The organism is Pseudonocardia sp. EC080619-01 (assembly GCF_001420995.1).
In the GTDB taxonomy this organism is placed as follows: Bacteria; Actinomycetota; Actinomycetes; order Mycobacteriales; family Pseudonocardiaceae; genus Pseudonocardia.
Genome location: NZ_CP012184.1, coordinates 3,598,003 through 3,613,635, shown reverse-complemented (window position 1 = coordinate 3,613,635; position 15,633 = coordinate 3,598,003). Strand labels below are relative to the sequence as shown.

At 73.1% G+C, this 15,633-nt stretch carries 15 protein-coding genes and 1 tRNA gene; 9 read left to right on the top strand and 7 right to left on the bottom strand.

Annotated features, from left to right (window positions below):
- Positions 1-23: 23 nt before the first annotated feature.
- From AD017_RS16875 to AD017_RS16860, 4 genes are all read left to right on the top strand, one after another.
- Positions 24-662: a maleylpyruvate isomerase family mycothiol-dependent enzyme gene (locus tag AD017_RS16875; RefSeq protein WP_060574798.1), complete on the top strand. Its 639-nt coding sequence runs from the start codon at positions 24-26 to the stop codon at positions 660-662.
- Positions 663-693: 31 nt separating this feature from the next.
- Positions 694-1,035 carry a helix-turn-helix transcriptional regulator gene (locus AD017_RS16870; RefSeq protein WP_033200686.1) on the top strand — a complete coding sequence of 114 codons (342 nt, stop codon included), beginning with the start codon at positions 694-696 and terminating at the stop codon, positions 1,033-1,035.
- Positions 1,032-1,535 (top strand): SRPBCC family protein, encoded by a 504-nt coding sequence (locus AD017_RS16865; RefSeq protein ID WP_060574797.1) that lies wholly within the window; start codon positions 1,032-1,034, stop codon positions 1,533-1,535. The genes AD017_RS16870 and AD017_RS16865 overlap by 4 nt, the downstream gene beginning before the upstream one ends.
- Positions 1,536-1,651: 116 nt before the next feature.
- Positions 1,652-2,656, top strand: a complete 1,005-nt coding sequence (locus tag AD017_RS16860; RefSeq protein ID WP_060574796.1) for a helix-turn-helix domain-containing protein — start codon at positions 1,652-1,654, stop codon at positions 2,654-2,656.
- Positions 2,657-2,739: 83 nt separating this feature from the next.
- On the opposite strand, the gene AD017_RS16855 is transcribed toward AD017_RS16860, so the two are convergent.
- Positions 2,740-2,824, bottom strand: a tRNA-Tyr gene (locus AD017_RS16855).
- A gap of 98 nt (positions 2,825-2,922) precedes the next feature.
- Here AD017_RS16855 and AD017_RS16850 point away from each other — a divergent pair.
- Complete coding sequence (locus AD017_RS16850; RefSeq protein ID WP_060574795.1) at positions 2,923-3,414, top strand: YajQ family cyclic di-GMP-binding protein; 492 nt, start codon at positions 2,923-2,925, stop codon at positions 3,412-3,414.
- Here AD017_RS16850 and AD017_RS16845 read toward each other — a convergent pair.
- The 3 genes from AD017_RS16845 to htpX all read right to left on the bottom strand — a co-directional run bounded on the left by AD017_RS16845 (position 3,405) and on the right by htpX (position 6,425).
- The gene (locus tag AD017_RS16845; protein WP_060576441.1) at positions 3,405-4,892 is read right to left on the bottom strand and encodes an amidase; all 1,488 of its coding nucleotides are present in this window, start codon (positions 4,890-4,892) and stop codon (positions 3,405-3,407) included. The genes AD017_RS16850 and AD017_RS16845 overlap by 10 nt on opposite strands.
- Positions 4,893-4,917: 25 nt before the next feature.
- Complete coding sequence (locus AD017_RS16840; RefSeq protein WP_010243151.1) at positions 4,918-5,472, bottom strand: hypothetical protein; 555 nt, start codon at positions 5,470-5,472, stop codon at positions 4,918-4,920.
- 95 nt (positions 5,473-5,567) lie between these two features.
- A complete protein-coding gene (htpX, locus tag AD017_RS16835; protein ID WP_010243150.1) occupies positions 5,568-6,425 on the bottom strand; it encodes a zinc metalloprotease HtpX in 858 nt (285 codons plus the stop codon).
- Positions 6,426-6,573: 148 nt separating this feature from the next.
- On the opposite strand from htpX, the gene AD017_RS16830 reads away from it, so the two are divergent.
- The 3 genes from AD017_RS16830 to AD017_RS16820 all read left to right on the top strand — a co-directional run bounded on the left by AD017_RS16830 (position 6,574) and on the right by AD017_RS16820 (position 10,478).
- The gene (locus AD017_RS16830) at positions 6,574-7,335 is read left to right on the top strand and encodes an enoyl-CoA hydratase (protein ID WP_010243148.1); all 762 of its coding nucleotides are present in this window, start codon (positions 6,574-6,576) and stop codon (positions 7,333-7,335) included.
- Positions 7,336-7,461: 126 nt separating this feature from the next.
- Complete coding sequence (locus AD017_RS16825) at positions 7,462-9,396, top strand: 2-oxoacid:acceptor oxidoreductase subunit alpha (RefSeq protein ID WP_010243146.1); 1,935 nt, start codon at positions 7,462-7,464, stop codon at positions 9,394-9,396.
- Positions 9,393-10,478, top strand: a complete 1,086-nt coding sequence (locus tag AD017_RS16820; RefSeq protein ID WP_010243144.1) for a 2-oxoacid:ferredoxin oxidoreductase subunit beta — start codon at positions 9,393-9,395, stop codon at positions 10,476-10,478. The genes AD017_RS16825 and AD017_RS16820 overlap by 4 nt, the downstream gene beginning before the upstream one ends.
- 72 nt (positions 10,479-10,550) lie before the next feature.
- On the opposite strand, the gene AD017_RS16815 is transcribed toward AD017_RS16820, so the two are convergent.
- Positions 10,551-11,765, bottom strand: a complete 1,215-nt coding sequence (locus tag AD017_RS16815) for a hypothetical protein (RefSeq protein ID WP_060574794.1) — start codon at positions 11,763-11,765, stop codon at positions 10,551-10,553.
- Between the two features lie 160 nt (positions 11,766-11,925).
- Between AD017_RS16815 and rarD the strand changes: the two genes are divergently transcribed.
- Positions 11,926-12,858, top strand: coding sequence for an EamA family transporter RarD (gene rarD, locus AD017_RS16810; RefSeq protein WP_060574793.1), 933 nt, complete (start codon positions 11,926-11,928; stop codon positions 12,856-12,858).
- A gap of 251 nt (positions 12,859-13,109) precedes the next feature.
- On the opposite strand, the gene AD017_RS37245 is transcribed toward rarD, so the two are convergent.
- Both AD017_RS37245 and AD017_RS16800 read right to left on the bottom strand, forming a co-directional pair.
- Complete coding sequence (locus tag AD017_RS37245; protein WP_304440539.1) at positions 13,110-14,519, bottom strand: HNH endonuclease signature motif containing protein; 1,410 nt, start codon at positions 14,517-14,519, stop codon at positions 13,110-13,112.
- Between the two features lie 132 nt (positions 14,520-14,651).
- Positions 14,652-15,629 (bottom strand): polyprenyl synthetase family protein, encoded by a 978-nt coding sequence (locus tag AD017_RS16800; protein ID WP_050802602.1) that lies wholly within the window; start codon positions 15,627-15,629, stop codon positions 14,652-14,654.
- Positions 15,630-15,633: the final 4 nt, after the last annotated feature.

Below are 15,633 nucleotides of genomic sequence, written 5' to 3'. Positions count from 1 at the left end.
CCACCGACCACCGGGAGACGACCGTGCCGCTGACGACCCGTGACGACCTGTGGGCCGCGATCCACGCGGAGCGCGCCGCCCTCGCCGAGGACCTCGGCGACCTGACCGACGAGCAGTGGGCGACGCCGTCGCTGTGCGGGCGCTGGACGGTCGAGGAGGTCGTCGCCCACCTCACGGCGGCGGCGAGCACGGGCACGTTCCGCTGGGTGCGGAGCATGCTCGCCGCCCGGTTCGACGACGGCGTCCACAACGACCGCCGGCTCGCGGAGCACCGGGGCGTGACCCCTGCCGGGACGCTCGAACGCTTCCGCGCGGTGGTCACCGCCACGACGGCGGCGTCCGGGCACACCGCGGCGTGGCTGGGCGAGGTCGTCGTGCACGGCCAGGACGTCCGGCTCCCGCTCGGCATCGACCGCGCCCCGTCGGTCGGGGCGGCCACCGCCGTCGCCGGGTTCTTCGTGCGCCGCGACTTCACCGTGAACAGCCGCCGGGCCGCCGCCGGGCTGCGGCTGGAGGCCACGGACGGACCGTTCGCCCACGGCTCGGGGCCCCTGGTCCGCGGGACCACGGTGGCACTGGTGACGGCGCTGGCCGGGCGTGCCGCCGTGCTCGGCGAGCTGGACGGCCCGGGCGTCGCGCCCCTGCGGGAACGCTGCACCTGATATTCCTTGACGCGTATATACCGATAACGGCATGCTAGGACTCGTGCGCGACGTCTTCGACGTGCTGGCCGACCCGACCCGGCGAGCCATCCTCGACGAGCTCCGCCGCCGGGGCGGGTGCGTCGTCGGTGAGCTCACGACGGCGCTCGGGCTCGGGCAGCCCACGGTCTCGAAACACCTGCGGGTGCTGCGCGACCTGCACGTGGTCGACGTCGTCGCCGAGTCCCAGCAACGTCGCTACAGCCTGCGGCCCGGCGGGCTGGCGGCGGTCGAGGACTGGCTCGCACCGCACCGCGCGTACTGGACGGAACGGTTCGAGGCGCTCGGCGAGTACCTCGACGAGACGGACCCCGCAGGAGGAGACACCGCATGAACACCGACGTCAGGCTGGAACACGGCCCGGAAGGGCCGGTCCTCCACTTCACCCGCCGCTACCCGCACTCCGTCGAACGGGTGTGGGCGGCGCTCACCGAGCCCGAGCGGATGAGCCGCTGGTTCCCCTGCGAGGTGGAGGCCGATCTCCGCGTCGGCGGCCTGATCACGTTCCGGTTCGGCGCCGACGACGTCGACACCGCCGAGATCACCGAGCTGGACCCGCCCCGGGTGCTGGCGTTCACGTGGGGCGGTGAGCACCTGCGATGGACGGTCACCCCCGACGGTGACGGCTGCGTGCTGCGGCTGGAGAACCCCGTCGCGGACCCGGACTGGACCTCGAACACCGCGGCCGGCTGGGACCGCTGCCTCCACGCACTCGCCGCGGACCTCGACGGCGAGGAGCTCCCGGAACACACCGGGCCCGACGAGGCGCTCACCGCCCATTACCGGGAGGTCCTGGGTCCGCACCCCTTGCCGTCGCCACCGGGACGGGGATAATCCGGTCCGCGGGTCCCGCCCGAACCGGCTGCCGGAACCAGGACCCGTGGGAGGCGCCCGGACACGGCCGTCCGCGGGAGGCGCCGGCCCTCGGCACGAACCGCACGAGGATGAGGATGTCCGCGAGCGACGGGTCCGACGGCGAGATCACCCGGTCCGGCTTCTCCACCACCGATCCCGGACGCGCCGAGCAGTTCTTCCGCGACTCCTACGCCGACCTGCGGCTCCGGTTCACCGGACGACCGGAGGACTTCACCGTCGACCAGCTCGCGGTCACGGGCCCCGGGCTGGTGGTGAGCACGCTGCAGATCGGCATCGACCTGACCTACGCGATCGACCAGATGCTCGACGACGTCCTCGTGATGTCCAGCCCCTTCACCGGCCGGCTCACCTACGCCGAGACCTGCTACCAGGACACCTGCGTGACCCGGGGCGAGGTGGCTCTCAGCCCACCGACCGGACCGGCGGTCGCGACGTCCGAGCAGCTCGGCGCGGCCGTCGTCGTCCTCGACCGCGCCCGGGTGGCCCGGCACGCGGCCGCGATGGTCGGGATCGAGCCCGACCAGCTGCGGTTCGACCGGATCACGCCCGCGGACCCGCGGATGGCGCGGTTCTGGACGGGCACGGTCGCGCACGTCCGCGACGACGTGCTGATCAACCCCTGGGTGGTCGCCGAGCCGATCCTGGCGAACCAGGCGTTCCGCACGCTGGCCACCGGACTGCTCTCGACGATCCCGAACTCGGCGCTCGCACGCGCGGTCGACCCCGAGACCCCACCGGTCCACGGCGACCTCCCGGAGGCCACGCTCCGGGAGGTCGCCGAGTACATCGACGCACACGCCGACCGGCCGCTCGGGCCCACCGACATCGTCGGCCTGACGGGACGGTCCACCCGTGACGTCGGGGAGGGCCTGCGCCGGAGCCGCGGGAAGCATCCCTCCGAGCTGCTCTGGGACGCCCGGCTGCGCGGGGCGCGGAGAGCCCTCGAACAGGCCGCGCCGGAGACCGCCCCGGACATCGCCGCCCTCGCGCGCCGGTGGGGGTTCGGCGACCTCGGACGGTTCCGGGTCGCCTACACCCGTGCATTCGGCGAGCCCCCCGAGGAGACGCTGCGCCGCTGAGCGACCGGCCGGGAGGAGCACTCCCACAACGAGAAAGGCCCCCGCTCCCAGCGTCTCCGCTGGTCGGGGGCCTCTCTCAACCCTGGTGGCTGGTCCAGGATTCGAACCTGGGAAGGCTACGCCGACGGATTTACAGTCCGCTCCCTTTGGCCGCTCGGGCAACCAGCCGGGGTGCACGTCGTTCTCTCTCGGTGCGTGGACGAGGATACGACACGACACGTGAGCCCCCGACGAGGGGGGCCCGACCCCGAGAGGAGGACCGAGACATGGCGGACCCGTCATTCGACGTCGTCAGCAAGGTGGACCGGCAGGAGGTCGACAACGCCCTCAACCAGGCCGCGAAGGAGCTCTCGCAGCGGTTCGACTTCCGCGGGACGAACACCACGGTCGCCTGGGCCGGGGAGGAGGCCGTCACCTTCGAGTCCGACACCGAGGAGCGGCTGCGCGCCGGGCTCGAGGTCTTCAAGGAGAAGCTGATCAAGCGGGGCATCTCGCTGAAGGCGTTCGAGGCCGACGAGCCGGCGATCTCCGGCAAGACCTACCGGGCGAACGGCACGATCCTCCAGGGCATCGCGCAGGACAAGGCCAAGCAGATCAGCAAGGCGATCCGGGACGAGAAGCTCAAGGGCGTCCAGGCCCAGATCCAGGGCGACCAGCTGCGCGTCTCGGGCAAGAAGAAGGACGACCTCCAGGCCGTCATCGCACTGCTGAAGGAGAAGGACTTCGGCATCGCACTGCAGTTCACGAACTACCGCTGACCGAGCGGCGGCTCCCGGTGTGCCCACGGGCGGGCCCGCTCCAGCTGTGCGGCCAGCGCCAGCAGCTCGGGCTCCGACCCCGGCCGTCCGACGAACTGGACGCCGAGCGGCAGCCCGCCGGGCGTCCGGTACAGCGGCACCGACGACGCCGGACGCCCCGTCAGGTTCGCCAGCTGGGTGTAGGGGACCGGGGCGAAGTTGGCGTCGACCAGGCTCTCGACCAGGTTCATCCGCCCGAGCAGCCCACCGGCCCGTGCCGACAGCAGCCCCCGCGCGGTCAGCTCGACCGGCGCGGCCAGGTCGAGCTCCCCGATCGGCCACGGCGGCCGGGCCAGGGTCGGGGTGAGCAGCAGGTCGTAGCGCCGGTGGAACTCCGCCAGCGCGCGGGTGTGGGTCTGCCAGCGGGCCTGCGCCCCCAGGTAGGCCGGTGCCGGGGTGGCCCGCCCGATGGCGGCCATCACCCGGGTCGCGGTCTCGAACGCGTCGTCGCCGCAGCCGGTCAGCCGGCGGGCGGCGTCGACCTGCGTGGCGATCATCCCGAACCACGTCGTGAGGAAGTCGGTGGCGAGCGCCCGGCCGTCGACCGCGGGAGCGGACTCCTCGACGACGTGCCCGAGCCCGGTGAGCAGCTCGGCGGCGTCGGCCGCGGCGGCGACGGCCTCGGGGTGCACGGCTCCGCCGAGCGGGGACGCCGTGCTCATCCCGATCCGCAGGCGGCGAGGATCGTCGCGGACCGCGTCGGCGTAGGGCCGCTCCGGCGGCCGCACGAGGTACGGGCTCTCCGGGGCGGGACCGGCGACGACGTCGAGCAGCGCCGCGGAGTCGCGGACCGTCCGCGACAGCACGCCCTGCACGGCGGCGCCGTGGAACCCCTCGTCGGCCTCCGGACCGGAGGGGACGACGCCGCGGCCCGGCTTCAGCCCGAACAGCCCGCAAGCAGCGGCGGGGATGCGGATCGACCCTCCGCCGTCGCTCGCACCGGCGGCCGGGACGATCCCGGCGGCGACGGCCGCGGCGGACCCGCCGGAGCTGCCACCGGGGGTGCGGGCCGGGTCCCACGGGTTGCGGGTCGGGCCGCCGGCGACCGGTTCCGTCACCGCGCGGGCACCGAACTCGGGCGTCGCGGTACGGCCGAGGACGACGAGCCCCGCGTCGAGCCAGCGCCGCACCACCGTGGAGGTCTCCGGGCGCGGGTACGACGCCAGCGGCCGGGTTCCGCTGCCCGTCGGGACGCCCGCGATGTGCTGGCCGAGGTCCTTCACCAGGAACGGCACCCCGGCGAACGGCCCGGTCAGCGCGCCCCGCGCGCGGGCACGGGCGCTGCCGGTCAGCCGGTGCCGGATCGCGTTGATCGACGGCTCGACGGCGTCGGCCCGGTCGAGCGCCGCCTCCAGCAGTTCCGGCGCGCTCACCTCACCCGAGGCGACGAGCCCGGCCAGGCCGACGGCGTCGTGGCTGCGGTAGTCCTCCCACGTGATCCCCACACGGGGATCGAAGCACGGATCAGGGGCCGGACACCGGTGCGGGCGGTGCGGGTGCCGGAGCGGGATCCGGCGCACCGTTCACCCCGGCGACGACGCCGAGGGCCAGCACGATCGCCGTCGCCGCGCCCAGGACGGCAGGCAGCACCGGCCGCACCGACGACGGCAGCACGGTCGCCGTCGTGCCGCGCACGGGGGCGGGCCGGAACGGCTCCGGCAGCTGCGCGACCGCGTGGGGACCGCGCCAGGAGGCCCGGTCGTCGCGTGGACGCGGGATCACCGGCAGCGCCTGGGTCGGGGCCTCGTCGGCCGGATCGCCCGCGTGCGGGGTGAACAGCTCGTCACCGGCGGGCGCGGGCTGCGGCACGGCCGGGGCGTCGCCCGTCGCCTGCACGTCCGGCCGGGCCGGTACCTCGACGCGCTCCGCGCGGTCCTCCGCCGGGGACCACGCCTGCTGCTCGGGGACGTCCGCCCGGACACCTGCCGGCTCGTCGTCCCGGGGGCCGCCCTGGGTCGGCACGGCCGGTCCGGTGTCCGACAGCGCGTGCCGGGGCTTGCGGGACGGGGTCTCGCTCATCGGGTCCTCTTCTGCAGGGGGAGCTCTGCTCTCCCACTACATCGCCCGCGAACCCCCGGACCGTTACGAATTCGCGACCTCCGCCGGGTCCGGCATCAGCGGACCATCGCCTGCAGGCGCGCGATCCGGTCCTCGATCGGCGGGTGCGTGGAGAACCAGCGCGCGGCCTTCTCGCCGGGCCGGAACGGGTTGGCGATCATCAGGTGCGACTGCGAGGTGAGCCGCGGGTCCGGCGGCAGCGGCGCCGCGGCCGTCCCGTACTTGAGCTTGTGCAGCGCCGACGCCAGCGCCAGCGGGTCGCCGGTCAGCTCGGCACCGGAGGCGTCGGCCTGGTACTCCCGGGACCGGCTGACCGCCATCTGCACGACGCCGGCGGCGATCGGCCCGAGCATCGCGACGAGGATGATCGCGATCGGGTTCGGCCGGTCCTCGTCGCCACCGCCGAACAGCGAGCTGAACATGGCCATGTTCGCGATGAAGGACACCGCGGAGGCCATCGCACCGGCCACCGACGAGATCAGGATGTCGCGGTTGTAGACGTGGCTGAGCTCGTGCCCCAGCACCGCGCGCAGCTCCCGCTCGTCGAGCAGCTGCATCAGGCCCGTGGTCACGCACACCGCGGCGTTGCGCGGGTTGCGGCCGGTGGCGAACGCGTTCGGGGCATCGGTCGGGCTGATGTAGAGCGCGGGCATCGGCTGGCGCGCACGCTGGCTGAGCTCGCGGACCACGCGGAACAGCTGGGGGTACTCGGCCTCGGTGACCGGCTGGGCGTGCATCGAGCGCAGCGCCAGCTTCGCCGAGTTGAAGTAGGCCCAGCCGTTCATCGCGAACGCGATCACGACGGCGACGACCAGGCCGCCGCGACTGCCGATCACCCCGCCGATCGCGATGATCAGGGCGCTCATCGCGCCGAGGAGCACGGCCGTCTTCAGACCGTTCATGTGGCTGTGCACGCCGCCCTCACCTCTCCGTGCGGTCCTGTGGGGGTTCACCGGGTGAACGGGCGAACCGGGCGCAACGTTCCGAGGTGTGACCCACGGCGTCCCGCTCCCCGGAACCCGACGGGTGCAGCCCGCCGTTCCGGCGTGGATGATCCGTGGCATGAGCGACATCGAGGTCCGGACCGAGATCACCGACGGCGTCGCGGTGCTCACCGTGTCGAACCCGGCGCGACGGAACGCGCTCAACCTGGAGCTCTCCGGGAGGCTCGTCGAGGCCGTCGACGCGGCGAACGCGAACCGGGACGTCGGCGCGATCGTCGTCACCGGCGAGCCGCCGGCGTTCTGTGCCGGGGGCGACCTCGCGGAGCTGCAGGAGGCCGACCCGGAGACGCTGCGGCGCGTCTACTCGGGCTTCCTCGCCATCGCGGCGTCGCCGCTGCCGACCCTCGCCGCGGTGAACGGTGCCGCCGTCGGGGCCGGGATCAACCTGGCGCTGGCCTGCGACGTCCGGCTCGCCGGGCCCACCGCGAGGTTCGACGTCCGCTTCATGCAGTTGGGCCTGCACCCCGGCGGCGGGTACACATGGATGGCGCACCGCGCACTGGGCGCGCAGGGGAACGCGGCGATGACACTGTTCGGCGACGTCCTCGACGCACGGGACGCCGAACGGGTGGGCCTCGCGTGGCGCGCCTACGACACCGACGAGGACCTGCGCGCCGGTGCGATGGAGCTGGCGGGGCGCGCGGCGGCGGCGCCGCGGGACCTCATCACGACGACGAAGGCCACCATGCGGGTGACGTCCCGGCTCGACGCGCACGCCGACGCCACCGACATCGAGGTCCGGGCCCAGGCCGAGACGGTGCACACCGAGGCGTTCGCCGAGCGCGTCGCCGCACTGCAGAAGAAGATCAGCAAGAAGTGACCGGACTCACTCCGGCGACGCACGAACCCCTGTGACGTGCGACAGGGCGACGGGACGTCGTTGCGAACCGGCAGTTAACCTCGACTTAGCACCGCACTTCCGACGGAACCGGGGGCCGATCTGCCCATGACCACCAGCGACACCCCTGTCGAGGCTCGTGACTCCGAGGTCGTCCAGCGCGATCGGGTGGTGATCCGGTTCGCGGGTGACTCCGGTGACGGGATGCAGCTCACCGGTGACCGTTTCACCTCGGAGACGGCCAACTTCGGCAACGACCTGTCGACCCTGCCGAACTTCCCGGCCGAGATCCGGGCACCTGCCGGGACGCTGCCCGGGGTCAGCTCGTTCCAGCTGCACTTCGCGAACTACGACATCCTCACCCCGGGTGACCGCCCGGACGTGCTGGTCGCGATGAACCCGGCGGCGCTGAAGGCGAACATCGGCGACCTGCCGCACGGCGGCGTCGTGATCGTCAACACCGACGAGTTCACCAAGCGGAACCTGACCAAGGTCGGGTACGAGGCGAACCCGCTCGAGGACGACTCCCTGGAGCCCTACGCCGTGCACGGGGTCGCGATGGCGACCCTGACCCGCGGGGCGCTGGAGGAGACCGGGCTGTCGAAGAAGGACGCCGAGCGGGCGAAGAACATGTTTGCGCTCGGGCTCCTGTCCTGGATGTACCACCGGCCGAGCGAGTCGACCGAGCGGTTCCTGCGGGAGAAGTTCGCGAAGAAGCCCGACATCGCCGAGGCGAACGTGCTGGCGTTCCGCGCCGGGCACGCCTATGGCGAGACGACCGAGGCGTTCGCGGTGACCTACGAGGTCGCGCCGGCGAAGCTGGACCCGGGCACCTACCGCCAGATCACCGGCAACGCCGCGCTGGCCTACGGGATCGTCGCCGCCGGGCAGACCACGAGCCTGCCGGTGTTCCTGGGCACCTACCCGATCACCCCGGCCTCGGACGTGCTGCACGAGCTGTCCAAGCACAAGTCGTTCGGGGTCACCACCTTCCAGGCCGAGGACGAGATCTCCGGTGTCGGTGCCGCGCTCGGGGCGAGCTTCGGCGGCGCGCTGGGCGTGACCACCACCTCCGGTCCGGGTGTGGCGCTCAAGGCCGAGACCGTCGGCCTGGCGGTGGCCCTGGAGCTGCCGCTGCTGGTGATCGACGTCCAGCGCGGCGGCCCGTCGACCGGGCTGCCGACCAAGACCGAGCAGGCCGACCTGTTGCAGGCCCTGCACGGCCGCAACGGCGAGGCACCGCTGCCGGTGATCGCGCCCTGCACGCCCGGTGACTGCTTCATCGCCGCGGTGGAGGCCGCCGCGATCGCGGTGAAGTACCGGACGCCGGTGATGCTGCTGTCGGACGGGGCGCTGGCCAACGGCTCCGAGCCGTGGAAGATCCCCGACGTCGAGTCGCTGCCCACGGTCGACCCCGGGTTCGCGACCGAGCCGAACGCCCCGGACGGCTCCGGCGAGTTCTGGCCCTACCTGCGTGACCCGGAGACCCTGGCGCGGCCGTGGGCGATCCCGGGCACCGCGGGGCTGGAGCACCGGGTCGGTGGCCTGGAGAAGGCCGACGGCCGCGGTTCGATCTCCTACGACCCGGACAACCACGACCGCATGGTCCGGCTGCGCCAGGCCAAGATCGACGGCGTCGAGGTGCCCGACCTGGCCGTGGACGACCCCGACGGTGACGCCGACGTGCTCGTCATCGGGTGGGGTTCGACCTACGGCCCGATCAACGCCGCCGCACGGCGGGTGCGCAAGCTCGGCCACTCGGTCGCGACCGCGCACCTGCGCAACCTCAACCCGATGCCGGCCAACCTCGGCGAGGTCCTCGGCGCCTACCGCACGGTGCTGTGCCCGGAGATGAACCTCGGGCAGCTCGCGATGCTGCTGCGCGCCGAGCACCTGGTCGACGTCAAGAGCTACACCAAGGTGGCCGGGCTGCCCTTCGGCGCCGAGGAGCTGCAGGACGTGTTCCTGGACTACCTCACCGGCAAGCACCCGGAGTCGGCCACCGGCCCCGGCACCACAGCGATCACTGGAGCGCAGGCATGAGCGCCACCGACCTGGGTCTGCCCTCGATCGGCGGACTCGACGGCGTCCCCACCACCGACGCCAAGCAGACCGCGAAGGACTACACCTCCGACCAGGAGGTCCGCTGGTGCCCCGGCTGCGGTGACTACGCCGTGCTCGCCGCGGTCCGCCAGTTCCTGCCCACCCTGGGCATCAAGCGCGAGAACACGGTGTTCGTCTCGGGCATCGGCTGCTCGAGCCGCTTCCCGTACTACCTCAACACCTACGGGATGCACTCCATCCACGGCCGCGCCCCGACGATCGCCACCGGTCTGGCCACCACGCGCCCCGACCTGTCGGTCTGGGTCGTCACCGGCGACGGCGACGCGCTGTCGATCGGCGGCAACCACCTGATCCACGCGCTGCGCCGCAACGTCAACATCAAGATCCTGCTGTTCAACAACCGGATCTACGGGCTGACGAAGGGCCAGTACTCCCCGACCTCCGAGGTCGGGAAGGTCACCAAGTCCACGCCGATGGGATCGGTGGACCACCCGTTCAACCCGATCTCGCTGGCACTGGGCGCCGAGGCGTCGTTCGTCGGCCGGGCGCTGGACTCCGACCGCAAGAGCCTGCAGGCCGTGCTCCAGGCCGCCGCCGAGCACCGCGGCTCCGCGCTGGTCGAGATCTTCCAGGACTGCCCGATCTTCAACGACGGCAGCTTCGACGTCCTGCGCAAGGGCCAGAACGAGAACCGTCTCGTCCCCGTCACCCACGGCGAGCCGATCCGGTTCGGCGCCGAGGGCGACGACGGGCTCGGCACCCACGCCGTCGTCCGGTCCGGGTTCGGGCTGAAGGTCGTCGAGGCCGCCACGGTCGACGCCTCGGAGATCGTCGTCCACGACGCGACCGACCACGAGCTCGCGTTCGCCCTGTCCCGCCTGTCGGACCAGGACCTGACCCACACCGTCACCGGCGTGTTCCGCGACGTCGCCCGCACCACCTACGACGACGCCGCCCGCGCCCAGGTCGAGGAAGCCACCGCGGTCCACGAGGGCGGCCAGGCCGGCAGCGCCGACCTGCAGGCCCTGCTCAACGGCCGCGACACCTGGACGATCATCTAGGACAGGTCACGACGACGACGGCCCCGGCGCTCCACGAGTGCCGGGGCCGTCGTCGAGTTGCCGCGGTGGCGGTCAGCGGGATCCGGGTCGCTCGTGCCAGGCGATGAAGCCGGCGGCACGGGCGTCGTCCTCCGCGGTGAAGTACAGGTCGGCGCGGGTGCGCACGTAGTACGGGGACTCCGTCGTGTGGAACCGCCGGGATCCGCTGTGCACCTTGACCCGGTGGGACTCCGGCGGCTCGGCGCCGTCCGTGGGCGCCAGGACCGATCCGGGGAACGGGCCCGGGCGCGATCCCTCGGGAACCGGGTCGGACGCCGCGGCCGGCCCGATGAGCCGGGAGTCCAGGGCGGCGAGCGCCGACCCGCCGGACGACGGCCTCCCCGTCCGGGACGACGCCGTCACGGGCTCCGGCGGGGCCGGCTCCTCGGACAGGTCGAGATCCGGGAGCGGCTGCGGTGCGACGCCGTCGCGCAGGGCGTGGCGGCCGGACGGTTCCGCGTCGTCGGTGGTGCCGTCCTGCTGCCGCGGGATCGAGACGGGGGCGCCCTCGCCGTCGTCCGCGGTGCGGGAGGTGGCGGTTCCGGCCGCCCCGGTCTCCGGGGCCGCGGTGTCCGCATGCGCGGCGTCAGGGGCGGCAGCGTTCGGGTTCGTGACGTCCGAGCCGGTGGCGGTCGGGGCCGCATCGGGACCAACGGCGTCCGGGACGGCGGCACCCTGGGCGGCGTCGTCGGGACCCGCGGCATCCGGGTCCGTGGCGTCCCCGTCCACGGCGATCGGGGCCGCGGTCTCCGGCGTCGCGGTCTCCGGCGTCGCGATCTCCGGCGTCGCGGTCTCCGGCGTCGCGATCTCCGGCGTCGCGATCTCCGGCGTCGCGATCTCCGGCGTCGCGATCTCCGGCGTCGCGATCTCCGGCGTCGCGGCGGAGATCTCCCCCTCGTTCTCCGTCACGGAGGTGGACGGACTCGCGGCTCCGCCCGGTCCTGCCCCGGCGCCGGGACCGTGGTCCACGGACCACTCCCCCGCCGTCGCCGTCACGGTCGCGGGCCCGGCCGACCGGTCCACCGCGGACGGAGACGCGTCGTCCGTGCCGTCCCCCGGAGGCTCGGCGTCCGGCGTCGGCGTGTGCGCGCGGGGGTCCGGCTCCGCACCGCCCGGACCGGCGTCACCGGACGTCTCCGCCGTGACGGCGTCGTCCGGGCCGGCGTTCCGCCCCCGTGCCCGGACCACGACGAGCCCGGCCACCACGAGAACGACGACGACCGCGAGCAGTACCCACATCCAGCCCATGACCGGACCTCCGTCCGCCGGGTGTTCCCCGGCGCTGTTCCTCGGTAGCGCACGTGCCTGGTATCGGTATCACGGATCGTGCGTGCCGGTAAGCCGGTCGCGCGCCCGCGTGCCCGTACCGGATCATGGTGCCCGTGACGGGGCTCGGAACGGTAACGCGATGACGGCACATTCGCCCGAACGAACCACCCCCGAACGGGACGAGCTGGACCCGAAGGGGCTGGCCACCGGCGTCACCGCCTACGTGATCTGGGGGCTGTTCCCGGCGTTCTGGCCGCTGCTCGATCCGGCGGCGCCGGTCGAGGTGCTCGCCCACCGCATCGTCTGGACGGCGGTGCTCATGTCCGTCGTCCTCACCGTCCTGCGCGGCTGGGGCGACCTGCGCCGGCTGGACCTGCGCGGCTGGTGTGCGACGACGGCGGCCGCGGTGTTCATCGCCGTCAACTGGGGCATGTTCATCTGGGGCGTCTCGGTCGGCCGCGTCGTCGAGGCGGCGCTCGGCTACTACATGACGCCGCTGGTGGGGGTACTGCTCGGCGTCGTCGTGCTGCGGGAACGGTTGCGGCCGATGCAGTGGGTGGCGCTCGCCCTGGCGGTCGTCGCCGTCGGGGTGATCGCGTTCGGCAACGGCGAGGTCCCCTGGCTGTCGATGGTCCTGGCGGGCTCGTTCGGGATCTACGGCCTGTTCAAGGCCACGGTGCGGCTGCCCGCCGCCACGAGCCTGACCGCCGAGGGGCTGGTGCTGCTCGTCCCGGCGACGATCTACCTGCTCGTCCTGGAGTCCGCGGGCAGCGGGACGTTCGTGTCCCTCGGCCCGTGGCACCTGCTGCTGATGCTCTCCGCCGGGCCGGCCACGGCGCTGCCGCTGTTCCTGTACGGCGCCGCGGCCCGGCGACTCCCGCTCTCGACACTCGGGGTACTCCTCTACATCAACCCGACACTGCAGTTCCTGTGGGGCGTCCTCGTCGTCGGCGAGGCCATGCCACCGACCCGCTGGGCCGGGTTCGTGCTCGTGTGGCTGGCCCTGGCCGTCTTCACGATCGACCTCGTCCGCCGGGCCCGACGGGCACCCCTCGCGCCTGCGGTCGCCTGAGGGGCCGCTCCGAGCCAGGAGATCCGGTCCGCGGTGGAGCAGGGCGGGGCGGGCAGGGCGGAGCGGGGCGGGGCGGGGCAGGGCAGGGCAGGGCGCAGCCGATCAGACGGCCCTGATGCCCGTGCGGGAACGCCCGGGCGGACACGCCAACGCCAACGCCGTCGCCATGACCATCGCCGTGGCCATCGCCGGGCCATCGCCGGGCCATCGCCATCACCGGGCAGAACCGCACCGCGGCCTGCGCAGGTCGGTCATCCGGGCGCCCGGTAGGTGTGCCCCGTGGGGGTCGTGGTCCGCACCGCGCCGTCGGGGCCGCGGGCGACCCGCCACCCGGCCTGCTCGCGGACGTGGTTGTGGAACTCGCACACACCCCTCCCGTTGTCGAGCTCGGTCGCCCCTCCCTCGGCATCACGGTGGATGTGATCGATATGCCGCACCGGGGCATCGCAGTACGGCTCGGTACACCGGTTCCCCGCCCGCGCCCGCACCAGGCGCGCCAGCAGCCCGGTGAAGGTGCGCTGCCGCGAGTCACCACCGATCACGACACCGTCGGAGGTGACCAGGCGGCGCAGGGTCTTCCGCCCCTCACCCGTGGCGAGGAGTTCGACCGGGACCGGGCCGTGGCCGGGGATCTCCGCCGGCAATGGCGACTCCGGGTCCAGCAGCGCCTCGACCGGCACCACCACCTGGACCTCGACACCCACATCGGTCGCCATCACCTGGCCGGTGACCCGTTCGACGAGGGTGTCGGCCATGACCTGACCGCGGGTCCGGGTCAGGGGTGCCGGGTTCACCGACACCTCGGTGAAGGCCTTGTTCAGGGCGGCGAGGCAGGCCACGCCCTGCTCGACCGGGAGGTAGGCGGTCAGGTAGGTCATCGCGTCCGGTGCCGGGCGCAGGGTCACGCGCCGCTCGGCACGAGCGGACTCGGCGCGGGCGAGGAACTTCTCCGGTGCGACCTCGGCGGCGAAGCGGCGGGCAAGATCACGCAACCGGCCCAGACCGAGCCTGGTCAGATCGTGCGCAGCCAGACGAACATCCACCGCGGCACGTTCAGCACGGTCCAGACCCGAACACGCGGCCACCACCACCGCCACCTTCGCCGAGCTCAACTCACCGGCCCCGAACAGCCCACGCACATGATCGAGACCATCGTGCAGATCCCGGGCCGTACTCACCCGACGCCGCGCCTCGGTCGGCGACACCCGACAGGCCAACCCGACCTGGGCCACCACCCCACGCTGCAACCGATCCGGATCCGTCCGCCCGGCCGCGATGCCGTTCTCCACATGGAGCCGCGCGAACGCCCGCACCCGAGTCGCCTGCAACGCTGCTAGGGAGTGCTGCACCGACTCCAGCTGCTGGATCTGATCGATCAACTCGGCTTCGGAGACCCCGGACAGGTCGTCGTGCGCGGCCTGCTCCACCGCCAGCTGCACCAGCGCCAGGTCGACCTGCGGGAACCCCGGATCCCCGACCGGGAGGCCGGTGCGTGGGGGTTCCTGGACCGCGGTCATGCAGTCGAAGGTACTCGACCATATGTTCGATCCGCTAGTAACCGTTCGCGATAGCAAACCCCTGACCAGCAAGGAGAGTGCTGCCGCCGGCATCCCGCCACCGTCGGGGACGGATAAGGCCCGGAGCCGGAAGCCGGCGACCACCGCGTGTCCGCACGGCGTCCGACACAGATGGTGTCTCAGCGCATCGAGGACACCGAGCAACCCGCCGGGCGGCCGCCGAGGCCGCCGCCGGCCCTGCTTCCGACGAAAGCGCCCGCCACCGGCGGACCGGGCTCAGCCGGTCCGCTCGACGGTGTAGTCGGTCAGGGTCCGCAGGGCGTCGATCGCCGGACAGGCCGGGAGCACCGCGAGCTCGGCCCGTGCCCGGTCGGCGTAACCCGCGACCGTCTCCCGTGCCCGGACCAGCGCGTCGCCCGACCGGAGGAGGTCGAGGGCCTCGGCCACCTCGTCGTCGTCGGTGATGGGGGCCGCCAGCAGCTCCCGCAGCCGCCGCGCCGACGGCGAGTCGTCCCCGTCGCGCAGCGCGTACAGCATCGGCAGGGTGTGCACGCCCTCCCGCAGGTCGGTCCCCGGGGTCTTGCCGGAGTCGTCCGCGGGGCTGGCGATGTCGATGATGTCGTCGGAGATCTGGAACGCCGTCCCGATCACGTCGCCGAACCGGTGCAGCGCCTCGATGTGCTCGGTGGGGGCCCCGGAGAACATCCCGCCGTAGCGGCCGGACGTCGCGATCAGCGACCCGGTCTTCTCCCCGACGACCCGCAGGTAGTGCTCCACCGGGTCGTCCGACGGCTTCGGGCCGCGGGTCTCCCGCATCTGCCCCGTCACCAGCTGGGCGAACGTCTCGGCGATGATGCGGACCGCGTCCGGGCCGAGGTCGGCGACCAGGCGCGACGCGTGCGCGAACAGGAAGTCGCCGGTCAGGATCGCGATCGAGTTGTCCCAGCGGGAGTTGGCCGACTCCGCGCCGCGGCGCATCGCGGCCTCGTCCATGACGTCGTCGTGGTACAGCGTCGCGAGGTGGATCAACTCCACCACCGCGGCCGCCGTGATCACGCCGTCGCGTTCCGGATGCGGCCCCACCTGGGCCGCGAGCAGCGTGAACAGCGGCCGGAACCGCTTCCCGCCCGCCTCGATCAGGTGCAGCGAGGTCTCGGTGACGAACTCGTAGTCGCTGTGCACCTCGCGGTGCAACAGGTCCTCGACCCGCTTCAGCCCGTCCGCCGTGGCCTCCGCCAGGGCCGGATCGGCCATCCGG